Genomic DNA, 22,672 nt, shown 5'->3' with positions numbered 1-22,672 from the left:
GTCGTACATCGTACAAACCTCGCAAAAACCCTCAGCATCGAGAAGAGAATGCCGATGACCGAGCAGGCCACCGGGGCCCATCCGCAGCCGCGGCCCCGATCCGGAGGACAGCAGTCCGCCCCCGTCGAGCACGTCACGGGTGCGCAGTCCCTCATCCGCTCCCTCGAGGAGGTCGGCGCTGAGACGGTATTCGGCATTCCCGGCGGCGCGATCCTGCCGGCGTACGACCCGCTGATGGACTCCACCCGGGTGCGCCACGTCCTGGTCCGCCATGAGCAGGGCGCCGGCCACGCGGCCACCGGTTACGCGCAGGCCACCGGCAAGGTCGGCGTCTGCATGGCGACCAGCGGCCCCGGCGCCACCAACCTGGTCACGCCGATCGCCGACGCGCACATGGACTCGGTGCCGCTGGTCGCGATCACCGGCCAGGTCGCCTCGAAGTCGATCGGCACGGACGCCTTCCAGGAGGCGGACATCGTCGGCATCACCATGCCGATCACCAAGCACAACTTCCTCGTCACCAAGGCCGAGGACATCCCGCAGGTCATCGCGCAGGCGTTCCACATCGCCTCCACCGGCCGCCCGGGCCCGGTCCTGGTCGACATCGCCAAGGACGCACTCCAGGCGAAGACCACCTTCTCCTGGCCGCCCACCATGGACCTGCCCGGCTACCGCCCGGTGACCAAGCCGCACGCCAAGCAGATCCGCGAGGCCGCCAAGCTGATCACCGCCGCCAAGCGGCCCGTCCTCTACGTCGGCGGCGGCGTCATCAAGGCGCAGGCCACCGCCGAGCTGAAGGTCCTCGCCGAACTCACCGGAGCGCCCGTCACCACCACCCTGATGGCGCTCGGCGCATTCCCCGACAGCCACCCGCTGCACGTGGGAATGCCGGGCATGCACGGTGCGGTCACCGCCGTCACCGCGCTGCAGAAGGCCGACCTGATCGTCGCCCTCGGAGCCCGCTTCGACGACCGCGTCACCGGCAAGCTGGACAGTTTCGCCCCGTACGCCAAGATCGTCCACGCCGACATCGACCCGGCCGAGATCGGCAAGAACCGCGCCGCCGACGTGCCGATCGTCGGCGACGCCCGCGAGGTCATCGCCGACCTGGTCCAGGCCGTGCAGAAGGAGCACAGCGAGGGCCACAAGGGCGACTACACCGCCTGGTGGAGCGACCTCAACCGCTGGCGCGAGACGTACCCGCTCGGCTACGACCAGCCCGAGGACGGCTCCCTGGCCCCGCAGCAGGTCATCGAGCGCATCGGGCAGCTCGCCCCGGAGGGCACGATCTTCGCCGCGGGCGTCGGCCAGCACCAGATGTGGTCCGCGCACTTCGTCCAGTACGAGAAGCCCGCCACCTGGCTGAACTCCGGTGGCGCGGGCACGATGGGCTACGCGGTCCCGGCCGCCATGGGCGCCAAGGCCGGCCGGCCGGACCGTACGGTCTGGGCGATCGACGGCGACGGCTGCTTCCAGATGACCAATCAGGAACTGACCACCTGCGCCCTGAACAACATCCCGATCAAGGTCGCCATCATCAACAACGGCGCCCTCGGGATGGTCCGCCAGTGGCAGACCCTCTTCTACAACCAGCGCTACTCCAACACCGTGCTGCACTCCGGCCCGGAGGCCACCGGCAAGGAGCCGAGCGCCGGCACCCGCGTCCCCGACTTCGTGAAGCTGTCCGAGGCCATGGGGTGTTACGCGATCCGCTGCGAGCGCCCCGAGGACCTGGACAAGGTCATCGAAGAGGCGAACTCCATCAACGACCGTCCGGTCGTCATCGACTTCATCGTCCACGAGGACGCGATGGTCTGGCCGATGGTCGCCGCCGGCACCTCCAACGACGAGATCCTGGCCGCCCGGGACGTCCGCCCCGACTTCGGCGACAACGAAGACGACTGAGCGAGAGAGACGCAGAAGAAAATGTCCAAGCACACGCTCTCCGTCCTGGTGGAGAACAAGCCGGGCATCCTGGCCCGGATCGCCGCCCTCTTCTCCCGCCGCGGCTTCAACATCGACTCCCTCGCCGTCGGCGTCACCGAGCACGCCGACATCTCCCGCATCACGATCGTGGTGAGCGTCGAAGCCCTGCCGCTGGAGCAGGTCACCAAGCAGCTCAACAAGCTCGTCGAAGTCCTGAAGATCGTCGAACTGGAGCCGGGTTCGGCCGTTCAGCGCGAACTCGTTCTGGTGAAGGTGCGCGCCGACAACGAGACCCGCTCCCAGATCGTGGAGATCGTCCAGCTGTTCCGCGCCAAGACCGTCGACGTCTCCCCGGAGGCCGTCACCATCGAGGCCACCGGGTCCAGCGACAAGCTGTCCGCCATGCTCAAGATGCTGGAGCCGTTCGGCATCAAGGAGCTGGTGCAGTCCGGCACGATCGCGATCGGCCGCGGCGCCCGTTCGATCACGGACCGCTCGCTGCGCGCCCTCGACCGATCCGCGTAAGGCTGGATACGGGCGGTCGGCGCATCGCCGGTCGCCCGTATGCCGAGACCCCGAGACTTTCCGTCCGCTCACCGGCATACGGTGGGACGCACAACCTGCACACCAAGGAGAGAACCCAAAGTGGCCGAGCTGTTCTACGACGCTGACGCCGACCTGTCCATCATCCAGGGCCGCAAGGTCGCGGTCATCGGCTACGGCAGCCAGGGCCACGCGCACGCCCTGTCGCTGCGCGACTCCGGTGTCGACGTCCGTGTCGGTCTGCACGAGGGCTCCAAGTCCAAGGCCAAGGCCGAGGAGCAGGGCCTGCGCGTGGTGAGCCCGGCCGAGGCCGCCGCCGAGGCCGACGTCATCATGATCCTCATCCCGGACCCGATCCAGGCCCAGGTCTACGAGGAGTCCATCGCCCCGAACCTGAAGGACGGCGACGCGCTGTTCTTCGCCCACGGCTTCAACATCCGCTTCGGCTTCATCAAGCCCCCGGCCGGCGTCGACGTCGCCCTGGTCGCCCCGAAGGGCCCGGGCCACCTGGTCCGCCGCCAGTACGAGGAGGGCCGCGGCGTTCCGGCGATCGCCGCCGTCGAGCAGGACGCCACGGGCAACGCCTTCCCGCTGGCCCTGTCGTACGCCAAGGCCATCGGCGGCACCCGCGCCGGTGTCATCAAGACGACCTTCACCGAGGAGACCGAGACCGACCTGTTCGGCGAGCAGGCCGTGCTGTGCGGCGGCACCTCCGCCCTGGTCAAGGCCGGCTTCGAGACCCTGGTCGAGGCGGGCTACCAGCCGGAGATCGCCTACTTCGAGTGCCTCCACGAGCTGAAGCTGATCGTCGACCTCATGTACGAGGGCGGCCTGGAGAAGATGCGCTGGTCCGTCTCCGAGACCGCCGAGTGGGGCGACTACGTCACCGGCCCGCGCATCATCACCGACGCCACCAAGGCCGAGATGAAGCAGGTCCTCGCCGAGATCCAGGACGGCACCTTCGCCCAGACCTGGATGGACGAGTACCACGGCGGTCTGAAGAAGTACAACGAGTACAAGCAGCAGGACGCCGAGCACCTGCTGGAGACCACCGGCAAGCAGCTCCGCAAGCTGATGAGCTGGGTGAACGAGGAGGCGTAAGCCTCACGTCAGGGGGTCGGGGCAGACTGCTCCGGCCCCCTTTGTCCACCCCGTCCAGCCACGGACGGGTGATCCTTCCGCAGAGGCGCAAGACGCCCTCCGGCACGCCACTACACTGCTGCACAACATACGCGTCAGGCCCACAGCGTCGTGCGTCTTCCGCGGCTAAGCGACACCGAGGAATTGCAGGCACGCCCCGCGCCGCCCGGCACGCACTCTCGCCGCACCGGCCAAAGGGCCTGGTAGCTCCGCTACGAGGACCTTCGCCCGGCACGCCGAGAGCACGCACCGAACGACGCGGGAACGCACCCGCCCTTCCCCGGTGCCACTCCCCTCCACCGCCAGCGGCCGTCGGGACGGCCGTCCGCATTGGACTTGTGAGGACTCACGTGAGCTCGAAACCCGTCGTACTCATCGCTGAAGAGCTGTCGCCCGCGACCGTCGACGCGCTCGGCCCCGACTTCGAGATCCGGCACTGCAACGGCGCCGACCGAGCCGAGCTGCTCCCCGCCATCGCCGACGTCGACGCGATCCTGATCCGTTCCGCCACCAAGGTCGACGCCGAGGCCATCGCCGCCGCGAAGAAGCTCAAGGTCGTCGCGCGCGCCGGCGTCGGCCTGGACAACGTCGACGTCTCCGCCTCCACCAAGGCCGGCGTGATGGTCGTCAACGCCCCGACCTCCAACATCGTCACCGCCGCCGAGCTGGCCTGTGGTCTGCTGCTCGCCACCGCGCGCAACATCCCGCAGGCGAACGCCGCGCTGAAGGTCGGCGAGTGGAAGCGCAGCAAGTACACGGGTGTCGAGCTGGCCGAGAAGACGCTGGGTGTCGTGGGCCTGGGCCGCATCGGTGCCCTCGTCGCGCAGCGCATGTCCGCCTTCGGCATGAAGGTCGTCGCCTACGACCCCTACGTGCAGCCCGCGCGCGCCGCGCAGATGGGCGTCAAGGTGCTGTCCCTGGACGAGCTGCTCGAGGTCTCCGACTTCATCACCGTCCACCTGCCCAAGACCCCCGAGACCCTCGGCCTGATCGGTGACGAGGCGCTGCGCAAGGTCAAGCCGAGCGTGCGCATCGTCAACGCGGCCCGCGGCGGCATCGTCGACGAGGAGGCGCTGTACTCGGCGCTCAAGGAGGGCCGCGTCGCGGGCGCGGGGCTGGACGTGTACGCCAAGGAGCCCTGCACGGATTCCCCGCTGTTCGAGTTCGACCAGGTCGTGGCCACCCCGCACCTCGGCGCCTCGACCGACGAGGCCCAGGAGAAGGCCGGTATCGCCGTCGCCAAGTCGGTGCGCCTCGCGCTCGCCGGTGAGCTGGTGCCGGACGCGGTGAACGTCCAGGGCGGTGTCATCGCCGAGGACGTCAAGCCGGGTCTGCCGCTCGCCGAGCGCCTCGGCCGCATCTTCACCGCGCTCGCGGGCGAGGTCGCGGTCCGTCTCGACGTCGAGGTCTACGGCGAGATCACCCAGCACGACGTGAAGGTGCTGGAGCTGTCCGCGCTCAAGGGCGTCTTCGAGGACGTCGTCGACGAGACGGTGTCGTACGTCAACGCGCCGCTGTTCGCGCAGGAGCGTGGCGTCGAGGTGCGGCTGACCACCAGCTCCGAGTCCGCCGACCACCGCAACGTGGTGACCGTGCGCGGCACGCTCGGCAGCGGCGAGGAGGTGTCGGTCTCCGGCACGCTGGCCGGCCCGAAGCACGTGCAGAAGATCGTCGCGGTCGGCGACTTCGACGTCGACCTCGCGCTCGCCGACCACATGGTCGTCCTGCGCTACGAGGACCGCCCGGGTGTCGTCGGCACCGTCGGCCGCATCCTCGGCGAGGCGGGCATCAACATCGCCGGCATGCAGGTCGCCCGCGCGGCGGTCGGCGGAGAGGCGCTGGCCGTGCTGACCGTGGACGACACGGTGGGCACCGCGGTTCTGGCCGAGGTCGCGTCGGAGATCGGGGCGACGTCCGCCCGCTCGGTGAACCTGGTCTGAGTCTCCGTCGCACAAAGCGCCGGGCGGGCTGAGGAGTTCTCAGCCCGCCCGGCGCTGTCGTGCCTGGGAGGGTCCCCGTTCCTACGGGCCCCGGTCGCCCGGGGGTGTGAGGCTCAGGCCGCGGTCCGAGGAGCCGTGACGCTCTCCGGTGCCGGAGTCTCCCGGACGTGGATCCGGCGCAGGGTGGCCGCCGCCCCGACGGCCGCGAGAGCCAGCAGCACCGCCCCCGCGATCGCCGCGCTGTGCATGCCGGTGGTGAACGCCTCCCGGGCCGCCGTCGCCAGGGCGTCACCCGTGCGCCCCGGCAGCCGGCCGGCGACCGCGAGCGCGCCGCCCAGGGTCTCGTGGGCCTCGGCCGGCGCCGAGGACGGCATCTCGTGGCGGTAGACCGCCGTACCGATGGAGCCGAGGACCGCCATGCCCAGCGCGCCGCCGAACTCCGTTCCCGTCTCCAGCAGCGAGGAGGCGGCGCCCGCCTGCTCCACCGGGGCCGCGCCCATGGCCAGGTCGGTCATCTGCGACATCACCATGACGATGCCGGAGGCCAGGACGCCGCAGGCGGCGAGGACGAGCCAGAGGGAGTCCGTGCCGGTCAGGGCCAGCATGCCGTAGCCCGCCGCGGCGATCGCGAAGCCCGCGGTGACCACGTAGGCGCGGTTGACGCCCTTCTGGACCAGGGCGGTCGCGATCGGGGCCGCCATGCCGATCGGCACCGAGGGCAGCAGCGACCACAGGGCCGCCTCCAGCGCGCTCTTGTCGAGCACCGACTGCAGGTACTGCGTGGTGAAGAACGCGGAACCCATCATCGCGAGCGCGGAGACGAGGTTCAGGACCACCGCGGGGGCGAAGCCCCGGCCGCGGAACAGGGCCGGCGAGATCATCGGCGAGGCCGCCGTGCGCTGGCGGTGGACGAAGAGGGCCGCGAAGAGCAGGCCGACGGTGACCGAGACGACGTACTGCGGGTGCCAGCCCTCGGACGGGATCTCCTTGAGGCCGTAGATCACGGGGAGCACAGCCGCCATCGACAGCGGCACGCTCACGAAGTCGAAGCGGCCGGGCTCCGGGTTCTTCGACTCCGGCAGCAGGATCGGGCCGAGGACCAGCAGCAGGACCATCGCGGGCAGGTTGACCAGGAAGACCGAGCCCCACCAGAAGTACTGGACCAGCACTCCGCTCAGCACGGAGCCCAGCGCGATGCCGCCGGTCATGACGCCGGACCAGATACCGATCGCCTTCGCCCGCTGTCCGGGGTCGGTGAACATCGTGCGGACCAGCGCCATGGTCGACGGCATGAGGGTCGCGCCGCCGATACCGAGGACCGCGCGGGCCGCGATCAGGGTCTCGGCGCTGTTCGCGTAGGCCGCGACGAGGGACGCGGTCCCGAAGGCGGCCGCGCCGAGCAGGAGCAGTCGGCGGCGGCCGATGCGGTCGCCCAGCGAGCCCATCGTCATCAGCAGACCGGCCAGGACGAAGCCGTAGATGTCGAAGATCCACAGCTGCTGGGTGCCGCTCGGCTCCAGGTCGGCGCTGATCGAGGGGATCGCGAAGTAGAGGACCGAGACGTCCATGGAGACCAGCAGCAGCGGCAGCATCAGCACGCTGAGCGCGGTCCATTCGCGCCGGCCGGCGCGTCCGGTGGGGGAGTCGGTGCTCGTCGAGTTCGTCATGCCGATGACTGTACAAGCGTCTTAAACGCTTGTCTAGAACGCTTGTATAAGTCGTGCGTCTAGGACGGTTGTATGAATCTTCGGTAGGGTGGTCCGCATGGGACATCGTGAGGATCTGCTCGAAGGCGCCAAGCGCTGCCTGCTGGAGAAGGGCTTCCTGCGCACGACCGCGCGGGACATCGTCAAGGAGTCGGGCACCAACCTGGCGTCGATCGGCTACCACTACGGGTCGAAGGACGCGCTGCTGGTGCAGGCGTACGTCTCGCTGATCGAGGGTGTGGGGGAGAGCTTCGACCCCGGTCTGGGCGGCGAGGTGACGCAGCCCCCGGGATCGCTGGAGCGGTTCCACGAGGTGTGGGCGAGCATCATCCGGGCGGTTCCCGGGTCGCGGGCGATCTGGCTGCTGAGCTTCGAACTCATCCTCCAGGGCGACCGGATCCCGCAGGTGCGCAAGCTGCTGTCCGAGGCGCAGGAGGAGGGCCGCTCGGGCCTCGTGTCCCTGTTCAGCGGGGTTCCGGAGTCCGACCTCGACAAGGAGACCGTCGAGAGCGAGGGCCGCTTCTACCAGACCCTCCTCAACGGCCTGATGGTCCAGTGGCTCTTCGACCCGGACTCGGCGACCACCGCGGAGCAGCTCACGGAGGGGCTGCGGCGGACGATCGCGGGTGCCGCGACGAGCTGACCCTGCCGTCCCGCGGCTGCGGCACCCGGTCCGCGAAGTGCCGTACGACGGCCGGGCCGGGGCAGCCGCCCGGCGCCGGCGGCTACAGCCGGGACCTCTTCAGCGCCATGTGCAGCAGCAGCCGGTCCTCGCCGTCGTCCAGGTCCAGGCCCGTCAGCTGTTCCACGCGGGACAGGCGGTAGTAGAGGGTCTGGCGGTGGATGCCCAGCTCCGCCGCGGCGCGGCCGGCCTGGCCCGCTCGGTCCAGGTAGACCTCGGCCGTGCGGGCCAGGTCCTGGTGGGCGGGGGAGAGGAGGGGTGCGACGGCCGGGTCGTGGGTGGCCTCCGCGGGCAGCGCGGTCAGCAGGCGGTACGGGCCGATGCCCCGCCACTCGGCCACGGGCCCGAACCTCGGCTCGGCCAGTGCGGCGCGGGCGGCGGCGGAGGCCTCCTGCCAGACCGTGCCCAGTTCGGCGAGTCCGCCGCGGGGTTCGCCGACACCGGCCGCGGCCCTGCCCCCGCCCGACCGCGTTCCCTCCGCCTCCTTCAGCAGCCGGGAGGCCGCCGTCAGCGCGGGTGCCGCCACATCGGTCGAGCGCAGCCGCACCAGGACCGCGAGGCTCTGACCGGCCGTCCCCCACGGCACCGTGCACAGGGCCGTGGCGTGCGGGACCGTACGCGGTGACGGGGCCTGCTCCGGGTCGGCCGAGGGCCACGGCGCGATGCAGACCACCGTGTGGGGGGCGTCGGCGCGGGTCCCGAGGGCGGTGCGGAGTTCCATCACCGCCGAGTCCCGCTGCCACCCGCTCTCCGCGGTCAGCACGGCCCGCAGCTCCCGGCCCAGACCGGCTCCCGCCTGCGCCTCGTCGGCGAGCAGGGCGCCGATCCGGCCCGTCACCTGCATGGCGGCGGTCAGCTGCGCGTCCGTCGGACCCGGGTCGTAGTCCAGCAGCCAGACATAGCCGAGGACGACACCTCGATGGCGTACCGGCAGACAGATGCGGCCGCGGTAGACGCCGGCCTCCGGGGTCGGCGGGATCCGCACCGGCCCCGTCGCGCGCGTGATGCCGAAGCCCTCGAACCACGCCCGCACCGTCGCCGTGGAGCGCCGGGTCAGGATCGAGCGGGTGCGCACCGGGTCCAGCGCCGAGGGATCCAGGTCGCCCTCACTGTCGTACGCGCCGAAGGCGATCAGCTCGAAGTCCCGGTTCTCCAGGGTCGCGGGCGCCCCCAGCAGTTCCGAGATCTCGTCCACCAGCTCCTGATAATCGCCCACGCTTCCAAAGGATGCTGCATCCGCTGCCACGCAGGCATCTTCGCGCATTTCCGCGCCGCCTTCATACATATGTCTGAGATCCGGTGCACGGATGCGTGACAGCTGTCGATGGCCGACGATCGAAGAGATCCTTAGGTTTCACGGTGGTTCTCCGTGCCGTACCCGAATCGTCGGGTGGCGGCCGTTTGGTGCTTGTCTGTGGAGGTGCCCCGTGCTGGGTCCCGTGATTCTCGCCGCGTCGCGCAGCGACCGGATGCGACGCCTTATCTCGGCGGCCCCGGTGACCAAGCAGGTCGTCGACCGCTTCATCCCGGGCGAGACCGTCGACGACATCGTCCCGATCATCAGCGACCTGACGGCCAAGGGCCTGGAGCTGACGATGGACGTCGTCGGCGAGGACATCACCACCCCCGAGCAGGCCACCGCCGCCCGGGACGCCTATCTGCTGCTGATCGACCGGCTGCGCGAGCTGGAGCTCGGCGAGAAGGTCGAGATGTCGGTCAAGCTGTCGATGTTCGGGCAGGCCCTGGAGGGCGGCCACGAGCTGGCGCTCGCCAACGTCCGCCCCGTCGTCGTGGCCGCCGCGGCCATCGGTACGACCGTCACGCTCGACGCCGAGGACCACACCACCCTGGACTCGATGTTCGCCATCCACGAGGAGCTGCGGAAGGACTTCCCGCAGACCGGCTGCGTCATCCAGGCCTACCTCTTCCGCACCGAGGCCGACGCCCGTCGCCTCGCCGAGGCCGGCAGCCGTGTCCGCCTCGTGAAGGGCGCCTACAAGGAGCCCGCCGAGGTCGCCTACCAGCAGAAGCACGAGATCGACAAGGCCTACGTGCGCATCCTGAAGACGCTGATGGAGGGCGAGGGCTACCCGATGATCGGGTCCCACGACCCGCGCCTCATAGCCATCGCGCAGGAGCTGGCGCACCAGGCCGGGCGCAAACTGGACGAGTACGAGTTCCAGATGCTCTACGGCATCCGCGGCGACGAGCACCTGCGGCTGGCCGCCGAGGGCCACCGCATGCGCGTCTACACCGCCTACGGCACCGACTGGTACGGCTACTTCATGCGCCGTCTCGCGGAGAAGCCGGCCAACCTGCGCTTCTTCCTCCGGTCGATGGTCAGCAAGGGCTAGCCCGAACACCCGCTCACGTACAAGGAGTTACGGATCTCATGGACGCTGTGACCCAGGTCCCCACCCCCGTCAACGAGCCGGTGCACGGCTACGCCCCCGGCTCGCCCGAGCGCGCCCGTCTGGAGGTCAAGCTCAAGGAGCTGGCCGAGAACCCGATCGACCTGCCGATGACCATCGGCGGCGAGCGGCGGATGGGCGGCGGCGAGACCATCCAGGTGGTCCAGCCGCACAACCACAAGGCCGTCATCGGCACCCTGCGCAACGCCACCCAGCAGGACGCCCAGGACGCCGTCGACGCGGCCCTGGCCGCCGCGCCGGCCTGGCGTGCGATGTCCTTCGACGACCGCGCGGCGATCATCCTGCGCGCCGCCGAGCTGCTGTCCGGCCCCTGGCGCGAGACCATCGCCGCCTCCACCATGCTCGGCCAGTCCAAGACCGCCCAGCAGGCCGAGATCGACACCCCCTGCGAGCTGGTCGACTTCTGGCGCTTCAACGTCCACTACGCCCGCCAGATCCTCGCCGAGCAGCCCCCGGCGAACTCCCCGGGCGTGTGGAACCGCATGGACCACCGCCCGCTGGAGGGCTTCGTCTACGCGATCACGCCCTTCAACTTCAGCGCCATCGCGGGCAACCTGCCCACCGCGCCCGCGCTGATGGGCAACGTGGTCGTGTGGAAGCCGTCGCCCACCCAGACCCACGCCGCCGTGCTCCTCATGCAGCTGCTGGAGGAGGCCGGTCTGCCCAAGGGCGTCATCAACCTCGTCACCGGTGACGGCATCGAGGTCTCCAAGGTCGCCCTGGTCCACCGCGACCTCGCCGGCATCCACTTCACCGGCTCGACCAAGACCTTCCAGTACCTGTGGAAGACGGTCGGCAACAACATCGAGAAGTACCGCTCCTACCCGCGTCTGGTCGGCGAGACCGGCGGCAAGGACTTCCTCGTCGCCCACCCGAGCGCGGACCGTGCCGTCCTGAAGACCGCCCTCACCCGCGGTGCCTTCGAGTACCAGGGCCAGAAGTGCAGCGCGACCTCCCGCGCCTACATCCCGGCCTCCATCTGGAACTCGGGCTTCAAGGAGGAGTTCGCGGCCGAGGTCGACTACCTGACCATGGGTGACGTCACCGACCTGTCGAACTTCATCGGCGCCGTGATCGACGACCGTGCCTTCGCCAAGAACAAGGCCGCGATCGACCGCGCCAAGGAGGACCCGACCTGCACGATCGTCGCGGGCGGCACCTACGACGACTCGGTCGGCTACTTCGTCCGCCCGACGGTCATCGAGTCCACCGACCCGGAGAACGAGATCTTCCGCACCGAGTACTTCGGTCCGGTCCTCGGCATCCACGTCTACGAGGACGACAAGTACGACGAGATGCTGGAGCAGATGGAGTCGGTCTCCGACTACGCCCTGACCGGCTCGGTCATCTCCAACGACCGCGCGGCCGCCGCGTACACGATGGAGAAGCTGCGCTACGCGGCCGGCAACTTCTACATCAACGACAAGTCGACCGGCGCCGTCGTCGGCCAGCAGCCCTTCGGCGGCGGCCGTGCCTCCGGCACCAACGACAAGGCCGGTGCCCCGCAGAACCTGATGCGCTGGACCCTGACCCGCGCCATCAAGGAGACGCTGGTCGCGCCGACCGACTACACGTACCCGCACATGGGCTGATCCTCAGCCCCCCGAACGACGGGCCGGGAAACCTGACATCCGAGCAGGCTTCCCGGCCCGTTTCCAATTCCCCCGTCCCGCCTCCCCGCCCCGTCACACTGGACACATGACGGTCATGACGGACGACGGAGTACGGCTGTGGGCCCGGCGGTCGGGCGGTGCGGGCGATCCACTGGTCCTGTGCCACGGCGGGCCGGGCCTGTGGGACATGTTCGGTGACGTGGCCGGGCTGCTCGCGGACGTGACCCCGGTGATCCGCTGGGACCAGCGCGGCTGCGGGCGGTCGGAGCGCTGCGACGGTCCGTGGACGAGCGAGCGGTTCGTCGCGGACCTGGACGCCGTACGACGGCACTTCGGGCTGGAGCGGATGGCTCTGCTCGGCCACTCCTGGGGTGCGCAGCTGGCGCTGAGCTACGCCCTGGCGCATCCGGACCGGGTGGGCTCGCTGGTGTACGTCGCGGGCACGGGCATCGGCCCGGACTCCGACTGGTACGGCGCCTACCACCACACCTTCCTCAACCGCCTCGCCGACCACCCCGAACGCCTGGCCCGCTGGCGGGAGCTGACGGCCCGCGCGCAGCGCACGGAGGAGGAGGAGCGGGAGCGCGCGGTCCTGCAGTGGTCCGTGGAGTTCGAGGACCGGGACGGGGCCCTGGAGCCCGCCGGGCGCATGGCCGAGCCGTGGTTCGGGATCAACTCCGAGTCCAACACGGTGCTGGGCGAGGAGCGCAAGCGCCTCTGGGGCACCCCGGAGCTGTACACCGCCTGCCAGAAGCTCGACGTGCCGGTGCTGATCATCGACGGCGCCCGGGACATCCGGCCGCGCGCGGCCGTCGACTCCCTCGCCGAGGCCCTGCCCCACGCCCGGCGGGTGATCCTCCCGGACGCCGGGCACCTGCCGTGGGCGGAGGACCCGAACGGCTTCCGGGAGACGCTCAGGCAGTGGCGGCAGCGGGCAGATGCCGGCCGAGAAAGTCCCGCATGAGCGCGGCGATCTGGTCCGCGTGCGTCTCCAGGGCGAAGTGCCCGGCCGGCAGGAGATGCACCTCGGCCCTCGGCAGGTCCCGCTGGAAGGCGAGCGCGCCCGCGGGCACGAAGATCGCGTCGTGCGCGCCCCAGGCGGCGAGCAGTGGCACCTGGCTGGTGCGGAAGTACTCGTGGAAGGCCGGGTACAGGGTGATGTTGGAGCCGTAGTCGGAGATCAGGTCGAGCTGGATCTCCGACTGACCGGGCCGGGCCATCCGTGCCGTGTCGTGCTCGTACGCGTCGGGGCTGACCAGTGACGGGTCCGGCACCCCGTGCACGTACTGCCACTTGATCCCCTCCGGGCTGATCAGCTCCCGGACCGGCTCCTCGGTCAGCGGCGTCCGCTCCGCGATCAGCGCGAGCACCGGCGCCCAGGCCTGCTCGCCGAGCCCCTCCTCGTAGGCGTTGCCGTTCTGCGTGACGATCGCCGTCACGCGCTCGGGGTGGGCGAGGGCCAGGCGCAGGCCGATCGGGGCGCCGTAGTCCTGGATGTACAGGGCGAACTCCTTCAGCCCCAGTTGCTCGGTGAACTCCCCGGTGATCGCGGCCAGCTCGTCGAAGCGGTACGTGAACTCCGTGGCCGCCGGCGCGGCCGACCGGCCGAAGCCGATGTGGTCGGGGGCGATCACCCGGTAGTGGTCGGCGAGCAGCGGGATCAGCTCGCGGAACATGTGCGAGCTGCTCGGGAAGCCGTGCAGGAGCAGCAGGACCGGTGCGTCTTCCGGGCCCGCCTCGCGGTAGTACACGTCGAGGCCGCGGACGGTGACGGTGCGGTGGTGAACCTGGTGAATCGACATGACAGCAGTGCATCACGCCTCCATCTAACCAGTCAAGAGACTTTTAGCGGTTAGATGCGATCCTTGCTCCATGACCCTTCGCCTGCGTACCGCCCACACGGCCGACCTCGACCCCGCCGACCTCCGCGCCGCCCGCGCCCTCCTGGACGAGGCCTTCGACGGGGACTTCGCCGACCAGGACTGGGACCACGGCCTCGGCGGCATGCACGCCCTCGTCCACGACACTGCCGGTCTCGCCGCGCACGGCTCGGTCGTGATGCGCCGGATACGGCACCAGGGGCGCTGGCTGCGCGCCGGATACGTGGAGGCGGTCGCCGTACGGGCCGACGTACGCCGCACCGGGCTCGGCGGGCGGGTGATGGCCGAGCTGGAACGGATCGTCGACCGGGCCTACGACCTCGGAGCGCTCTCCGCGAGCGAGGACGGCGCCCCGCTGTACACCGCCCGCGGCTGGCAGCGGTGGAGCGGTCACGTCTGCGCCCTCTCGCCGGACGGCATCGTCCGTCTGCCGGAGGAGGAAGGGGGCCTCCACGTCAGGCCCGGGCTCGCCGGCTCCCTGGACCCGGCCCATGCGCTCGTCCTCGACTGGCGTGACGGGGACGTCGCCTGACGGCACGTCACGCCTTGCGGACCAGGATCTTCCCCGTGTTGCCGCCCCGCAGCATCAGCAGGAACGCCTCCACGATCAGCTCGAACCCGTCCACCACCGTCTCGTCGGCCGCGAGCGCCCCGCTGCGCAGATGCGGTACGGCGAAGTCGTACAGCTCTTCCTGCACATCCCGGTAGCCGCTCACCAGGAAGCCCTCGATGCGCAGACTCTTCTCCACGACGTCCGAGTGGTTGAAGACGACCGGTGGTGCGTCCGGGGTGTTGTACCTGCTGATCGTGCCGACCCGCACCACCCGGCCTCGCTCCCGCAGGGCGTCGATCGCCGCGCCGAGGTGGTCGCCGCCGACGTTGTCGACGAACAGGTCGATGCCGTCCGGGGCGGCCGCCGCGAGGAGTTCGGCGACGGGGGCGCGGTGGTAGTCGAAGGCGGCGTCGTAACCGACCTCCTCCGTCAGGTACTTGACCTTCTCCGCCGATCCCGCGCTGCCGATCAGCCGGCCCGCGCCCAGCAGCCGGGCGAAGCGGCCGGTGGCCGTGCCGACCCCGCCCGCCGCGCCGGAGACGAACACGTCGGCGCCCGGACGCAGTTGCGCGATCCGGGTGAGACCGACATAGGCGGTCAGGCCCGTGCCGCCCAGCACGCTCAGGTACGCCGACAGCGGTACGCCCGCGTGGTGGGGCAGCCGCCTGACCTCCTCGGGGCGGACCACGGAGTGGGTGCGCCAGCCCTGCCGGTGGAAGACGATCTCCCCCTCGGGGAGCGCCGGGGTGCGGGAGGCGACGACCCGGCCGAGGGTGCGGCCCTCCAGCGGTGCGTTCAACTCGAAGTCCCCGTCCATCATTTCGCGGTGGTAGGGATCCACGGACCAGTACAGGTTCTCCAGCAGGGCCGTGCCCGGAGCCGGCTCGGGCACGGGGGACTCGACGAAGCGGAAGTGGTCTGCGGTCGGGAAGCCGGCCGGACGGGCGGTCTGCTGCACGGTGAGTGCGATCTCGGTCATGCCAGGGACCGTAGGAAGGAATGCCGGGGCCGGGCAGAGGGTTGCGCTCATGGAACGCGGTGATCCATGAACCGCCCTCATAGACGCAGGTGGGAGCCCCGAGTGACAGCAGCCGACCTTACCCCGCAGGAGCTGAGGATCCTCGTCGCCGTCGCCGACGAGGGCGGCTTCTCGGCCGCGGCCGGCCGGCTCGGGGCCACCCAGTCCGCCGTCTCCCACGCCGTGCGCGGCATCGAGCGCAAGCTGGGCGTCGTCCTCTTCGAGCGCGGCCGGTTCGGCGCCCGGCCGACGCCCGGCGGGGAGCGGGCGGCGGCCCACGCCCGGCGCGTGCTGCGGATGCTCCGGGCGCTGGCCGCCGACGCCCGGGGCGCGGGCACCGCCGAGGCCACCGGTGCACTGCGCGTCGCCGCCTTCCGCAGCGCCGCCCTGCATCTGCTGCCGCCGGCCCTGGAGCGGCTCGCCGAACGGCACCCGGGCATCGAGGTGACCGTCACCGTCGTACGGGAACTGGGCCCCGGCACCGCGGGCGCCGTCGCCGAAGGGCGGGCCGACCTCGGGATCGCCACCCTCGGCGGCTCGCCCCTGCCCGCCGGGCTGGTCGGCGACGTGCTGCTGGAGGAGCCGTACTCCCTGGTCCACCCCGCGGGACACCCGGCGCCGCGCACCCTCCCGCTGGTCGACTGGATGGAGAACTGCGGCTCCTACACCCGCGACTGGTGGGCCGCCCAGGACTGGATCCCGGCCGCGACCGTGCGCGCCGAGGACGACGGGGCGGTGCTGTCGATGGTGGGCAGCGGTCTCGGCATGGCCATCATGCCCGCGCTCTCCCTCACCGGGGCCCCGCCCGCGGTGGCCGTCACCGACCTCGGACCCGAGCGGCCGTCCCGCTCCGTCGGCTACGTCACCACCCCGGAACTGGCCGCCACCTCCGCCGTTCGGGCGCTCGTCCGGGAGCTGCGCTCACTCCATCCGCGGACGACAAAAGCGCAGGTCGCAGCGGTGTGACCCAGTCCACCGTCTCAGATAGTAGGAAGTCCGAGTAATTGTGCAGACAGGTTCGGCCGGCTCCCTTACTTTTGTAGGAGCCGAACGTCTCGCTCGATCAAGCGAATGGCGGTCGTGAGCCGGGCCCCGTGCAGGCAACCCCTGCGGCACCGCTCCCCGCCCATCCGGCGTCTCGCAACCCCTCTTGCCGCACTCCGGTTTGCCGAAGGAGTCGATTTCCATGGCCGAGACGACCGTCCGCCGCCGAGTCCGCCACGTGTCCCGCACGAGCGAGTCCGAGCGCCAGAACGCCGCCGCCGCCCTCCAGCGTGCCCTCGACCGCCGCGACAACGGCGGCGAGACCGGCCACTGAGCCGCCTGGGCCGCCGAAGCCGCCGGTGAGCCGTCACTGATCCGGGAGCCGCACCCTCCCCCGCTCTCGGCTTCGCTCGAGCGGGGGGGGACCCCCATGGTGCGGCGCGGCCTCACGGCCGCGCCGCACCTCGGATCTCATCCGCCGCGCCGCACCTCGAAGTGGTCGATCCGCCGTCCGTCCTCGGCCAGCGCCGACACCGTGAGCCGCGGTGACGGGCCCGGCCGTGCCTCCACCGCGAGCAGCGAGAAGCCGGTGTAGCGCACCCGCGACCACTGGGCCGTCTCCCCCGCGTGCTCCTTGTCCTTGGTCCAGTGGAAGGTCTGCACGGCGTCGTGCCGGGTGACATGACCCTCGTAGCTGTCCTTGACGCCCGAGGGGAAGGAGTACAGGTCCCTGCCCCCGCCGCCCGCGGTGACGTACACGATCCCGTCCCGCGTCGGATCGGTCGACGCGCCGATCGGCACGGACCTGCCGACCTCGCCGCCCTTGATCGCGTCCGTCCGCTCGTACACGTGGTTGTGCCCGTTGACCACCAGGTCCACCTGGTGCTTCGCGAACAGCGGCAGCCACTCCTTGCGGACACCGCCGTCGGAGGCGTGCTGGGACGTCGAGTAGGCGCAGTGGTGGAAGAAGACGACGAGGAAGTCCACGCCCTTCGTCGCGCGCAGCTCGCCCAGCGTCGCGTCCAGCCACTTGGTCTGCCGGCCGCCGCTGTGCCCGAAGTTGGCCGGGATCTCGTACGACACGTCGTTGGCGTCCAGCGCGACGAAGCCGGCGTTGCCGTAGGTGAACGCGTAGGCGCCCGGCGTCCCGTGCGGGTCGAAGCCGCTGTCCGGCAGGGAGAACCGGGCCAGCTGTCCGCCGTAGCCGTCCGGTGAGTACCAGGCCTCCATGTCGTGGTTGCCGGTGGTCACCATCCACGGCACCGACTTGGCGACCGGGTCGTTCTGCTTCAGGAACTGGTCCCAGAACGTGGGGTCGTAGCCGTCCGAGGTCTGTCCGGCGCCGTTGACGTCCGCGTAGCAGATGTCGCCCGCGTGCAGGTGGAAGGCGGGGTTCTGGCGCCCCACGAGGTGGTCGTTGGCGTTCGCGGCCTGCCCCACGCCCTGGTCGCCGAAGGCCGTGAACACGAAGCGCTCCGGGGTCGCGGGCGCCGTGCGGAAGGAGGCGAGGCCGCTGCGGTGGGCGGGAGCGGCCGGGTCCCAGCCGTCGTGGCCGACGCCGTAGTAGTACGTCGTGCCGGGCTTGAGGCCGTCCAGGGCCGCGTGCAGGTAGTACTGCTCGACCGCGGGCCGCACGCCCTGCACCCCGGGGGTGTGCAGGTTGCGCACCTCGGCCTCGATCCGGCGGCCGAGGTCGTCGGGGCGCAGCCCGACGCGCACGTACGGCCGTTTCACCGCGAGCGGCACCTGCCAGGAGACCCGCATCTGTGTCTTCGGGTCGGCACCGAAGGCCAGATGGCGACCGAACGGGCGGACCACCGAACCGGACACCCGCGAGGCGGCCGGGGCCGGGTGCGCCGCGGCACCGGAGCCGGAGGAGCAGGCGGTCAGCAGGCCGCCCGCGACCGCACCCGCCGTCACCAGGGTGCGGCGGCGGACCATTCGGGTGCGCAGGTACTCGTACTGTTCGGCCATGCTCATCCGCTCCGCGAGCGGGCGCGGGATACCGAAGTCGGGGACGGGGGGTCCGGGGGGTGTCCCCCTGGAAAGGGCAGCCATGACAGGGAAGATTCCACCGGGGACCAACACCCGTGCCACACAGGGGTGAACGACAGCCGACGGGAGGACACCTGCAACCCATACGGGTGTCCGTATGACGGACAGGGCATGTCATCACCTGGGACGAGGAGTAGGGTGCCGGCATGTCTCGCAGCATCAATCTCGCAGTGATCCCCGGTGACGGCATCGGCCAGGAGGTCGTGGCCGAGGGTCTCAAGGTCCTCTCCGCCGTCCTGCCGCAGGATGTGAAGCTGGAGACCAAGGAGTACGACTTCGGCGCCAAGCGTTACCACGCCACCGGTGAGACCCTCACCGACGCCGACCTCGCCGCCCTCAAGCAGCACGACGTCATCCTGCTCGGCGCGATCGGCGACCCGAGCGTCCCGTCCGGCGTCCTGGAGCGCGGCTTCCTGCTCAAGCTCCGCTTCGCCTTCGACCACCACGTCAACCTGCGCCCGTCGAAGCTGCTCCCCGGTGTCGCGACCCCGCTGGCCGGCCAGCCGGAGATCGACTTCGTCGTCGTCCGCGAGGGCACCGAGGGCCCCTACACGGGCAACGGCGGCACCATCCGCAAGGGCACCGAGCACGAGGTGGCCACCGAGGTCTCCGTCAACACGGCCTTCGGTGTCGAGCGTGTGGTCCGCGACGCCTTCGCCCGTGCCCAGGCCCGCCCGCGCAAGAAGCTCACGCTGGTCCACAAGAACAACGTGCTGACCTTCGCCGGGCACCTGTGGACCAACATCTTCAACAAGGTCGCCGCGGAGTTCCCCGAGGTCGAGACCGACTACATCCACGTCGACGCGGCGACCATCTACCTGGTCACCCAGCCCGAGCGGTTCGACGTGATCGTCACCGACAACCTGTTCGGCGACATCATCACCGACCTCGCCGCGGCCGTCTCCGGCGGCATCGGTGTGGCCGCCTCCGGCAACATCAACCCGAGCCGCGAGTTCCCGTCCATGTTCGAGCCGGTCCACGGCTCGGCCCCGGACATCGCCGGCCAGGGCAAGGCCGACCCCACCGCCACGGTCCTGTCCGTCGCCCTGCTGCTGCGCCACCTCGGCTACGACGCCGAGGCCGACCGCATCGACACCGCGGTCGCCGCCGACCTCACCGAACGCGTCGGCAAGCCCGCCCGCAGTACGTCGGAGATCGGTGACGCGCTTGCCGTACGAGTAGCCGGCTGACGCCCAGCGCTACATCGAGCCGCCGGGTCGCATCAGCACCCGGCGGCTTTTCCTATGCGGTCGCCGGGTGCCACCATCAACCCCTGGGCCGCATTCACCCCGATTCCTTCCGACCACGGCCCCGCGCGATAATCGAACGCGGAGCCGCGGTATGAGGGAAAGCTCGGACGTCCTAACACCGGCGCAAGCCGGTGACGGGAGTGAGCGCGGCTCGTTCACTACAACCGGTGAAGGACACCCACTCATGACGACGCCCACGATCGAGCTCAAGCCCTCCGCCCATCCGCTCGCCGCCGCGGAGCGCGAGGCGATCCTGGCCAGCCCCGGATTCGGCCGCCACTTCACCGACCACATGGTGACGATCAAGTGGACCGAGGGCCGCGGCTGGCACGACGGCCAGCTCGTTCCGTACGCGCCGATCCCCCTCGACCCGGCCACCAACGTCCTGCACTACGCCCAGGAGATCTTCGAAGGCCTGAAGGCCTACCGCCAGCCCGACGGCTCGGTCGCCACCTTCCGCCCCGACCAGAACGCCAAGCGCTTCCAGCGCTCCGCCAAGCGCCTCGCCATGCCCGAGCTGCCGGTCGAGACGTTCGTCGAGGCCTGTGACGCCCTGGTCCGGCAGGACCAGGACTGGGTGCCCGCGCACGGCGGCGAGGAGTCCCTCTACCTGCGTCCGTTCATGATCGCCACCGAGGTCGGTCTCGGCGTCAAGCCGGCCAACGAGTACCTGTTCATCGTCATCGCCTCCCCGGCCGGCGCGTACTTCCCGGGCGGCGTGAAGCCGGTCTCCATCTGGGCGTCCGAGGACCGCGTCCGCGCCGTCCCCGGCGGCATGGGCGACGCGAAGACCGGCGGCAACTACGCGGCCTCCCTGCTCGCCCAGGCCGAGGCCGCCGCCCAGGGCTGCGACCAGGTCTGCTACCTCGACGCGGTCGAGCACAAGTGGGTCGAGGAGCTCGGCGGCATGAACCTGTACTTCGTGTACGGCGACAGGATCGTCACGCCCACGCTGACCGGCTCCATCCTGGAGGGCGTCACCCGTGACTCCCTGCTGGCCGTCGCCCGCGACCTCGGCTACGAGTCCGAGGAGGGCCGCGTCTCCATCGAGCAGTGGCAGGCCGACTCGGAGAACGGCACCCTCACCGAGGTCTTCGCCTGCGGCACCGCGGCCGTCATCACGCCGGTCGGCACGGTGAAGCGTGCCTCTGCCGAGTGGAAGCAGGGTGGCGGAGAGCCGGGTGAGGTGACTCTCCGCCTGCGCCAGGCCCTCCTCGACATCCAGCGCGGCAAGTCCGAGGACAAGCACGGCTGGATGCATCGCATCGGCTGATGGCCCGGCGGGAACCGACGCGATCGGCCGTCGTTCGTCTCTTGCGTCGTTGTGGCTGGTCGCGCAGTTCCCCGCGCCCCTTTGGGGCGCTGACGCTCAGCTCCTTGCGGACGTGCTCAGGGCCGCCGTGGACTCCACGATGTCCGCGGCGGCCCCCTTGTGTTCCGGGCGGGACGTCAGCAGCAGGTACACCAGTCCGCCGACCGCGCCCGACAGCAGGAAGCTGCAGTCCACCCCGCCGGTGAGCCGCAGCAGCGGGCCCTCGTACGACGGCAGGGACACCGCGAGCAGGCCGACCGCCGCGCCGGCCGCCCAGGACACGGCGGCCCGGACGTTCCAGCCGGCCCGGTACCAGTAGATACCGCCCCGCGAGCGGCGGTTGAAGACCTGCAGGGCGTCGGCGTCGTACACGCCGCGGCAGCGGACGAAGCCGATCAGGGTGATGACCGCCCACGGGGTGCCGATGGCGGTGAGCAGCAGGACGAAGGACGTCATCGCCGACTGCGCGTTCCAGGCGTAGTGGCCGACGAAGACACAGGCCGTGGCCACGACGGCGACCGTGTAGGTGGCGCGGGCACGGGAGGCGCGGGGCAGGATCGCGTCCAGGTCGAGGCCCATCGAGTACAGCATCAGGCCCGCGTTGCCGACCGAGCCCGCGGAGGCGGACAGCAGCAGCGGGACCAGGTACCAGGTGGGAGAGGCGGACACCAGGGGCCCGGCGTAGTCGGTGGCCGCGCGGGCCGCGTACGCCGTGAAGGTGCCGAACAGCTGGGGCACCAGGAGCCCCAGGATCAGGCCGAGCCAGGTGGCGTGCAGGACGCGGCGGCCGGAGTGGCGGACCGGGGAGATGTAGCGCGTGTAGTCGCCAAGCAGGGTGATGAAGGCGATCGGTCCGGACAGGCCCGCCGCGACGGCCGCCAGGAGCCAGGTCGGCCAGAAGGAGCCCAGCAGATAGCCGCCCGCCCCGGGCAGGGCCGTGGTCGTGAAGTGCGGGGCGTAGGCGAAGATCCCGAGGGCCAGCAGGGCGGTCATGCCGAAGGCCAGCACCCGGGACATGGCGAGCAGCACCCGGTAGCCGTAGACCGCGCCCGCGACCGTGGCCGCGGCGAGCACCGCGTAGACGACGGCGTACGACGCCCCGTCCGCGGGCAGCCCGAACAGCCTGCCGAGCACGCTCACCATCACGTCGCCGCCGATCCACACGGTCAGGGCGGTGTAGCCGAGGGCCAGCAGCAGGCCGACGACCGAGCCGACCAGCCGGCCGCGCACACCGAACTGGGCGCCGGAGGAGGTCGAGAGGTTGGTCGCGGTGCGCAGGGAGACCAGCGCCAGCGGGGCCGTGAACACCGTGCCGATCACCGTGCCCGCCACCACCGAGCTCACCGACGCCCACCAGCCGAGCCCGAAGGACGGCGGCAGCCAGCCGAAGATGATCACTCCGAGGCAGAGGTTGGACCCGAGCAGGATCGAGACCAGGTCCCGTGGACCGCTGGTCCGTTCCTCGTCCGGGATGGTGTCGACTCCGTGCTGTTCGATCGGCATGGCTGGGTCTCCTTCGACTGCCGCCTCTTTGGGTTTGAGCGACGTTCAATGTGACGTGAACAGTGGCCGCCGGTCAATGCTTCAGTTTCCTGAATAGTGTGTTTAGAGTGTTGCTCAAACATGTGGATGGCAAGG

At 70.6% G+C, this 22,672-nt stretch carries 19 protein-coding genes; 13 read left to right on the top strand and 6 right to left on the bottom strand.

Translation table 11 applies throughout. The features are described from left to right. Positions 1-54 precede the first annotated feature (54 nt). From FB157_RS28505 to serA, 4 genes are all read left to right on the top strand, one after another. Positions 55-1,905, top strand: a complete 1,851-nt coding sequence (locus FB157_RS28505) for an acetolactate synthase large subunit (protein WP_145883521.1) — start codon at positions 55-57, stop codon at positions 1,903-1,905. A gap of 21 nt (positions 1,906-1,926) precedes the next feature. Further along, positions 1,927-2,451: an acetolactate synthase small subunit gene (gene ilvN, locus FB157_RS28500; protein ID WP_145883520.1), complete on the top strand. Its 525-nt coding sequence runs from the start codon at positions 1,927-1,929 to the stop codon at positions 2,449-2,451. 120 nt (positions 2,452-2,571) lie between these two features. Continuing rightward, positions 2,572-3,570 (top strand): ketol-acid reductoisomerase, encoded by a 999-nt coding sequence (gene ilvC / locus FB157_RS28495; RefSeq protein ID WP_145883519.1) that lies wholly within the window; start codon positions 2,572-2,574, stop codon positions 3,568-3,570. A 389-nt stretch (positions 3,571-3,959) separates the two neighbouring features. Then, on the top strand, positions 3,960-5,549 hold the full coding sequence (serA, locus tag FB157_RS28485; protein ID WP_145883518.1) for a phosphoglycerate dehydrogenase: 1,590 nt from the start codon (positions 3,960-3,962) through the stop codon (positions 5,547-5,549). A 113-nt stretch (positions 5,550-5,662) separates the two neighbouring features. On the opposite strand, the gene FB157_RS28480 is transcribed toward serA, so the two are convergent. Next, positions 5,663-7,216: an MFS transporter gene (locus FB157_RS28480; RefSeq protein ID WP_145883517.1), complete on the bottom strand. Its 1,554-nt coding sequence runs from the start codon at positions 7,214-7,216 to the stop codon at positions 5,663-5,665. A 97-nt stretch (positions 7,217-7,313) separates the two neighbouring features. Between FB157_RS28480 and FB157_RS28475 the strand changes: the two genes are divergently transcribed. Beyond that, entirely contained in the window at positions 7,314-7,898 is a 585-nt protein-coding gene (locus FB157_RS28475; protein WP_145883516.1) for a TetR/AcrR family transcriptional regulator, read from the top strand. Between the two features lie 82 nt (positions 7,899-7,980). On the opposite strand, the gene FB157_RS28470 is transcribed toward FB157_RS28475, so the two are convergent. Then, complete coding sequence (locus FB157_RS28470; protein ID WP_145883515.1) at positions 7,981-9,201, bottom strand: CdaR family transcriptional regulator; 1,221 nt, start codon at positions 9,199-9,201, stop codon at positions 7,981-7,983. 163 nt (positions 9,202-9,364) lie between these two features. Between FB157_RS28470 and FB157_RS28465 the strand changes: the two genes are divergently transcribed. From FB157_RS28465 to FB157_RS28455, 3 genes are all read left to right on the top strand, one after another. Further along, entirely contained in the window at positions 9,365-10,291 is a 927-nt protein-coding gene (locus FB157_RS28465; RefSeq protein WP_145883514.1) for a proline dehydrogenase family protein, read from the top strand. Positions 10,292-10,329: 38 nt separating this feature from the next. Continuing rightward, a complete protein-coding gene (gene pruA, locus FB157_RS28460; RefSeq protein WP_145883513.1) occupies positions 10,330-11,961 on the top strand; it encodes an L-glutamate gamma-semialdehyde dehydrogenase in 1,632 nt (543 codons plus the stop codon). 106 nt (positions 11,962-12,067) lie between these two features. Then, entirely contained in the window at positions 12,068-12,946 is an 879-nt protein-coding gene (locus FB157_RS28455) for an alpha/beta fold hydrolase (RefSeq protein WP_145883512.1), read from the top strand. Here FB157_RS28455 and FB157_RS28450 read toward each other — a convergent pair. Next, positions 12,897-13,784 (bottom strand): alpha/beta fold hydrolase, encoded by an 888-nt coding sequence (locus FB157_RS28450; RefSeq protein WP_186581714.1) that lies wholly within the window; start codon positions 13,782-13,784, stop codon positions 12,897-12,899. The two genes, FB157_RS28455 and FB157_RS28450, sit on opposite strands and share 50 nt — an antisense overlap. Before the next feature lie 70 nt (positions 13,785-13,854). Between FB157_RS28450 and FB157_RS28445 the strand changes: the two genes are divergently transcribed. Next, positions 13,855-14,394, top strand: a complete 540-nt coding sequence (locus FB157_RS28445; RefSeq protein ID WP_145883511.1) for a GNAT family N-acetyltransferase — start codon at positions 13,855-13,857, stop codon at positions 14,392-14,394. A 7-nt stretch (positions 14,395-14,401) separates the two neighbouring features. Here the strand turns inward: FB157_RS28445 and FB157_RS28440 are convergent, their stop codons facing one another. Beyond that, positions 14,402-15,394, bottom strand: coding sequence for an NADP-dependent oxidoreductase (locus tag FB157_RS28440; protein WP_145883510.1), 993 nt, complete (start codon positions 15,392-15,394; stop codon positions 14,402-14,404). Positions 15,395-15,460: 66 nt separating this feature from the next. Between FB157_RS28440 and FB157_RS28435 the strand changes: the two genes are divergently transcribed. Together FB157_RS28435 and FB157_RS48700 are read left to right on the top strand one after the other, a co-directional pair. Then, positions 15,461-16,399 carry a LysR family transcriptional regulator gene (locus FB157_RS28435; RefSeq protein WP_385171992.1) on the top strand — a complete coding sequence of 313 codons (939 nt, stop codon included), beginning with the start codon at positions 15,461-15,463 and terminating at the stop codon, positions 16,397-16,399. Positions 16,400-16,619: 220 nt separating this feature from the next. Further along, on the top strand, positions 16,620-16,751 hold the full coding sequence (locus tag FB157_RS48700; protein ID WP_145883508.1) for a hypothetical protein: 132 nt from the start codon (positions 16,620-16,622) through the stop codon (positions 16,749-16,751). A 137-nt stretch (positions 16,752-16,888) separates the two neighbouring features. Here the strand turns inward: FB157_RS48700 and FB157_RS28425 are convergent, their stop codons facing one another. After that, positions 16,889-18,391 carry a metallophosphoesterase family protein gene (locus FB157_RS28425; RefSeq protein WP_261386588.1) on the bottom strand — a complete coding sequence of 501 codons (1,503 nt, stop codon included), beginning with the start codon at positions 18,389-18,391 and terminating at the stop codon, positions 16,889-16,891. A gap of 227 nt (positions 18,392-18,618) precedes the next feature. On the opposite strand from FB157_RS28425, the gene FB157_RS28420 reads away from it, so the two are divergent. After that, a complete protein-coding gene (locus FB157_RS28420) occupies positions 18,619-19,662 on the top strand; it encodes a 3-isopropylmalate dehydrogenase (protein ID WP_097252242.1) in 1,044 nt (347 codons plus the stop codon). Positions 19,663-19,906: 244 nt separating this feature from the next. Beyond that, positions 19,907-20,995, top strand: a complete 1,089-nt coding sequence (locus tag FB157_RS28415) for a branched-chain amino acid aminotransferase (protein WP_145883506.1) — start codon at positions 19,907-19,909, stop codon at positions 20,993-20,995. Positions 20,996-21,091: 96 nt separating this feature from the next. On the opposite strand, the gene FB157_RS28410 is transcribed toward FB157_RS28415, so the two are convergent. After that, positions 21,092-22,537, bottom strand: a complete 1,446-nt coding sequence (locus FB157_RS28410; RefSeq protein ID WP_145883505.1) for a cytosine permease — start codon at positions 22,535-22,537, stop codon at positions 21,092-21,094. Between the last annotated feature and the right edge of the window lie 135 nt (positions 22,538-22,672).

It is taken from the genome of Streptomyces sp. BK340 (assembly GCF_007827595.1).
Taxonomy (GTDB): Bacteria; Actinomycetota; Actinomycetes; order Streptomycetales; family Streptomycetaceae; genus Streptomyces.
The sequence above is the reverse complement of the archived record's forward strand: the minus strand, read 5'-3'. Positions and strand labels throughout refer to the sequence as shown.

What these genes read in the sequence shown, in the direction of transcription:
- ilvN (WP_145883520.1), top strand. Translation starts at nt 1,927, where the DNA reads ATGTCCAAGCACACGCTCTCCGTCCTGGTGGAGAACAAGCCGGGCATC.
- FB157_RS28420 (WP_097252242.1), top strand. Translation starts at nt 18,619, where the DNA reads ATGTCTCGCAGCATCAATCTCGCAGTGATCCCCGGTGACGGCATCGGC.
- FB157_RS28415 (WP_145883506.1), top strand. Translation starts at nt 19,907, where the DNA reads ATGACGACGCCCACGATCGAGCTCAAGCCCTCCGCCCATCCGCTCGCC.
- FB157_RS28475 (WP_145883516.1), top strand. Translation starts at nt 7,314, where the DNA reads ATGGGACATCGTGAGGATCTGCTCGAAGGCGCCAAGCGCTGCCTGCTG.
- FB157_RS28445 (WP_145883511.1), top strand. Translation starts at nt 13,855, where the DNA reads ATGACCCTTCGCCTGCGTACCGCCCACACGGCCGACCTCGACCCCGCC.
- FB157_RS28435 (WP_385171992.1), top strand. Translation starts at nt 15,461, where the DNA reads ATGAACCGCCCTCATAGACGCAGGTGGGAGCCCCGAGTGACAGCAGCC.
- FB157_RS28470 (WP_145883515.1), bottom strand. Translation starts at nt 9,201, where the DNA reads ATGCGCGAAGATGCCTGCGTGGCAGCGGATGCAGCATCCTTTGGAAGC.
- FB157_RS28455 (WP_145883512.1), top strand. Translation starts at nt 12,068, where the DNA reads ATGACGGTCATGACGGACGACGGAGTACGGCTGTGGGCCCGGCGGTCG.
- FB157_RS28505 (WP_145883521.1), top strand. Translation starts at nt 55, where the DNA reads ATGACCGAGCAGGCCACCGGGGCCCATCCGCAGCCGCGGCCCCGATCC.
- FB157_RS28480 (WP_145883517.1), bottom strand. Translation starts at nt 7,216, where the DNA reads ATGACGAACTCGACGAGCACCGACTCCCCCACCGGACGCGCCGGCCGG.
- FB157_RS28450 (WP_186581714.1), bottom strand. Translation starts at nt 13,784, where the DNA reads ATGTCGATTCACCAGGTTCACCACCGCACCGTCACCGTCCGCGGCCTC.
- FB157_RS48700 (WP_145883508.1), top strand. Translation starts at nt 16,620, where the DNA reads ATGGCCGAGACGACCGTCCGCCGCCGAGTCCGCCACGTGTCCCGCACG.
- FB157_RS28440 (WP_145883510.1), bottom strand. Translation starts at nt 15,394, where the DNA reads ATGACCGAGATCGCACTCACCGTGCAGCAGACCGCCCGTCCGGCCGGC.
- FB157_RS28410 (WP_145883505.1), bottom strand. Translation starts at nt 22,537, where the DNA reads ATGCCGATCGAACAGCACGGAGTCGACACCATCCCGGACGAGGAACGG.
- FB157_RS28425 (WP_261386588.1), bottom strand. Translation starts at nt 18,391, where the DNA reads ATGGCCGAACAGTACGAGTACCTGCGCACCCGAATGGTCCGCCGCCGC.
- pruA (WP_145883513.1), top strand. Translation starts at nt 10,330, where the DNA reads ATGGACGCTGTGACCCAGGTCCCCACCCCCGTCAACGAGCCGGTGCAC.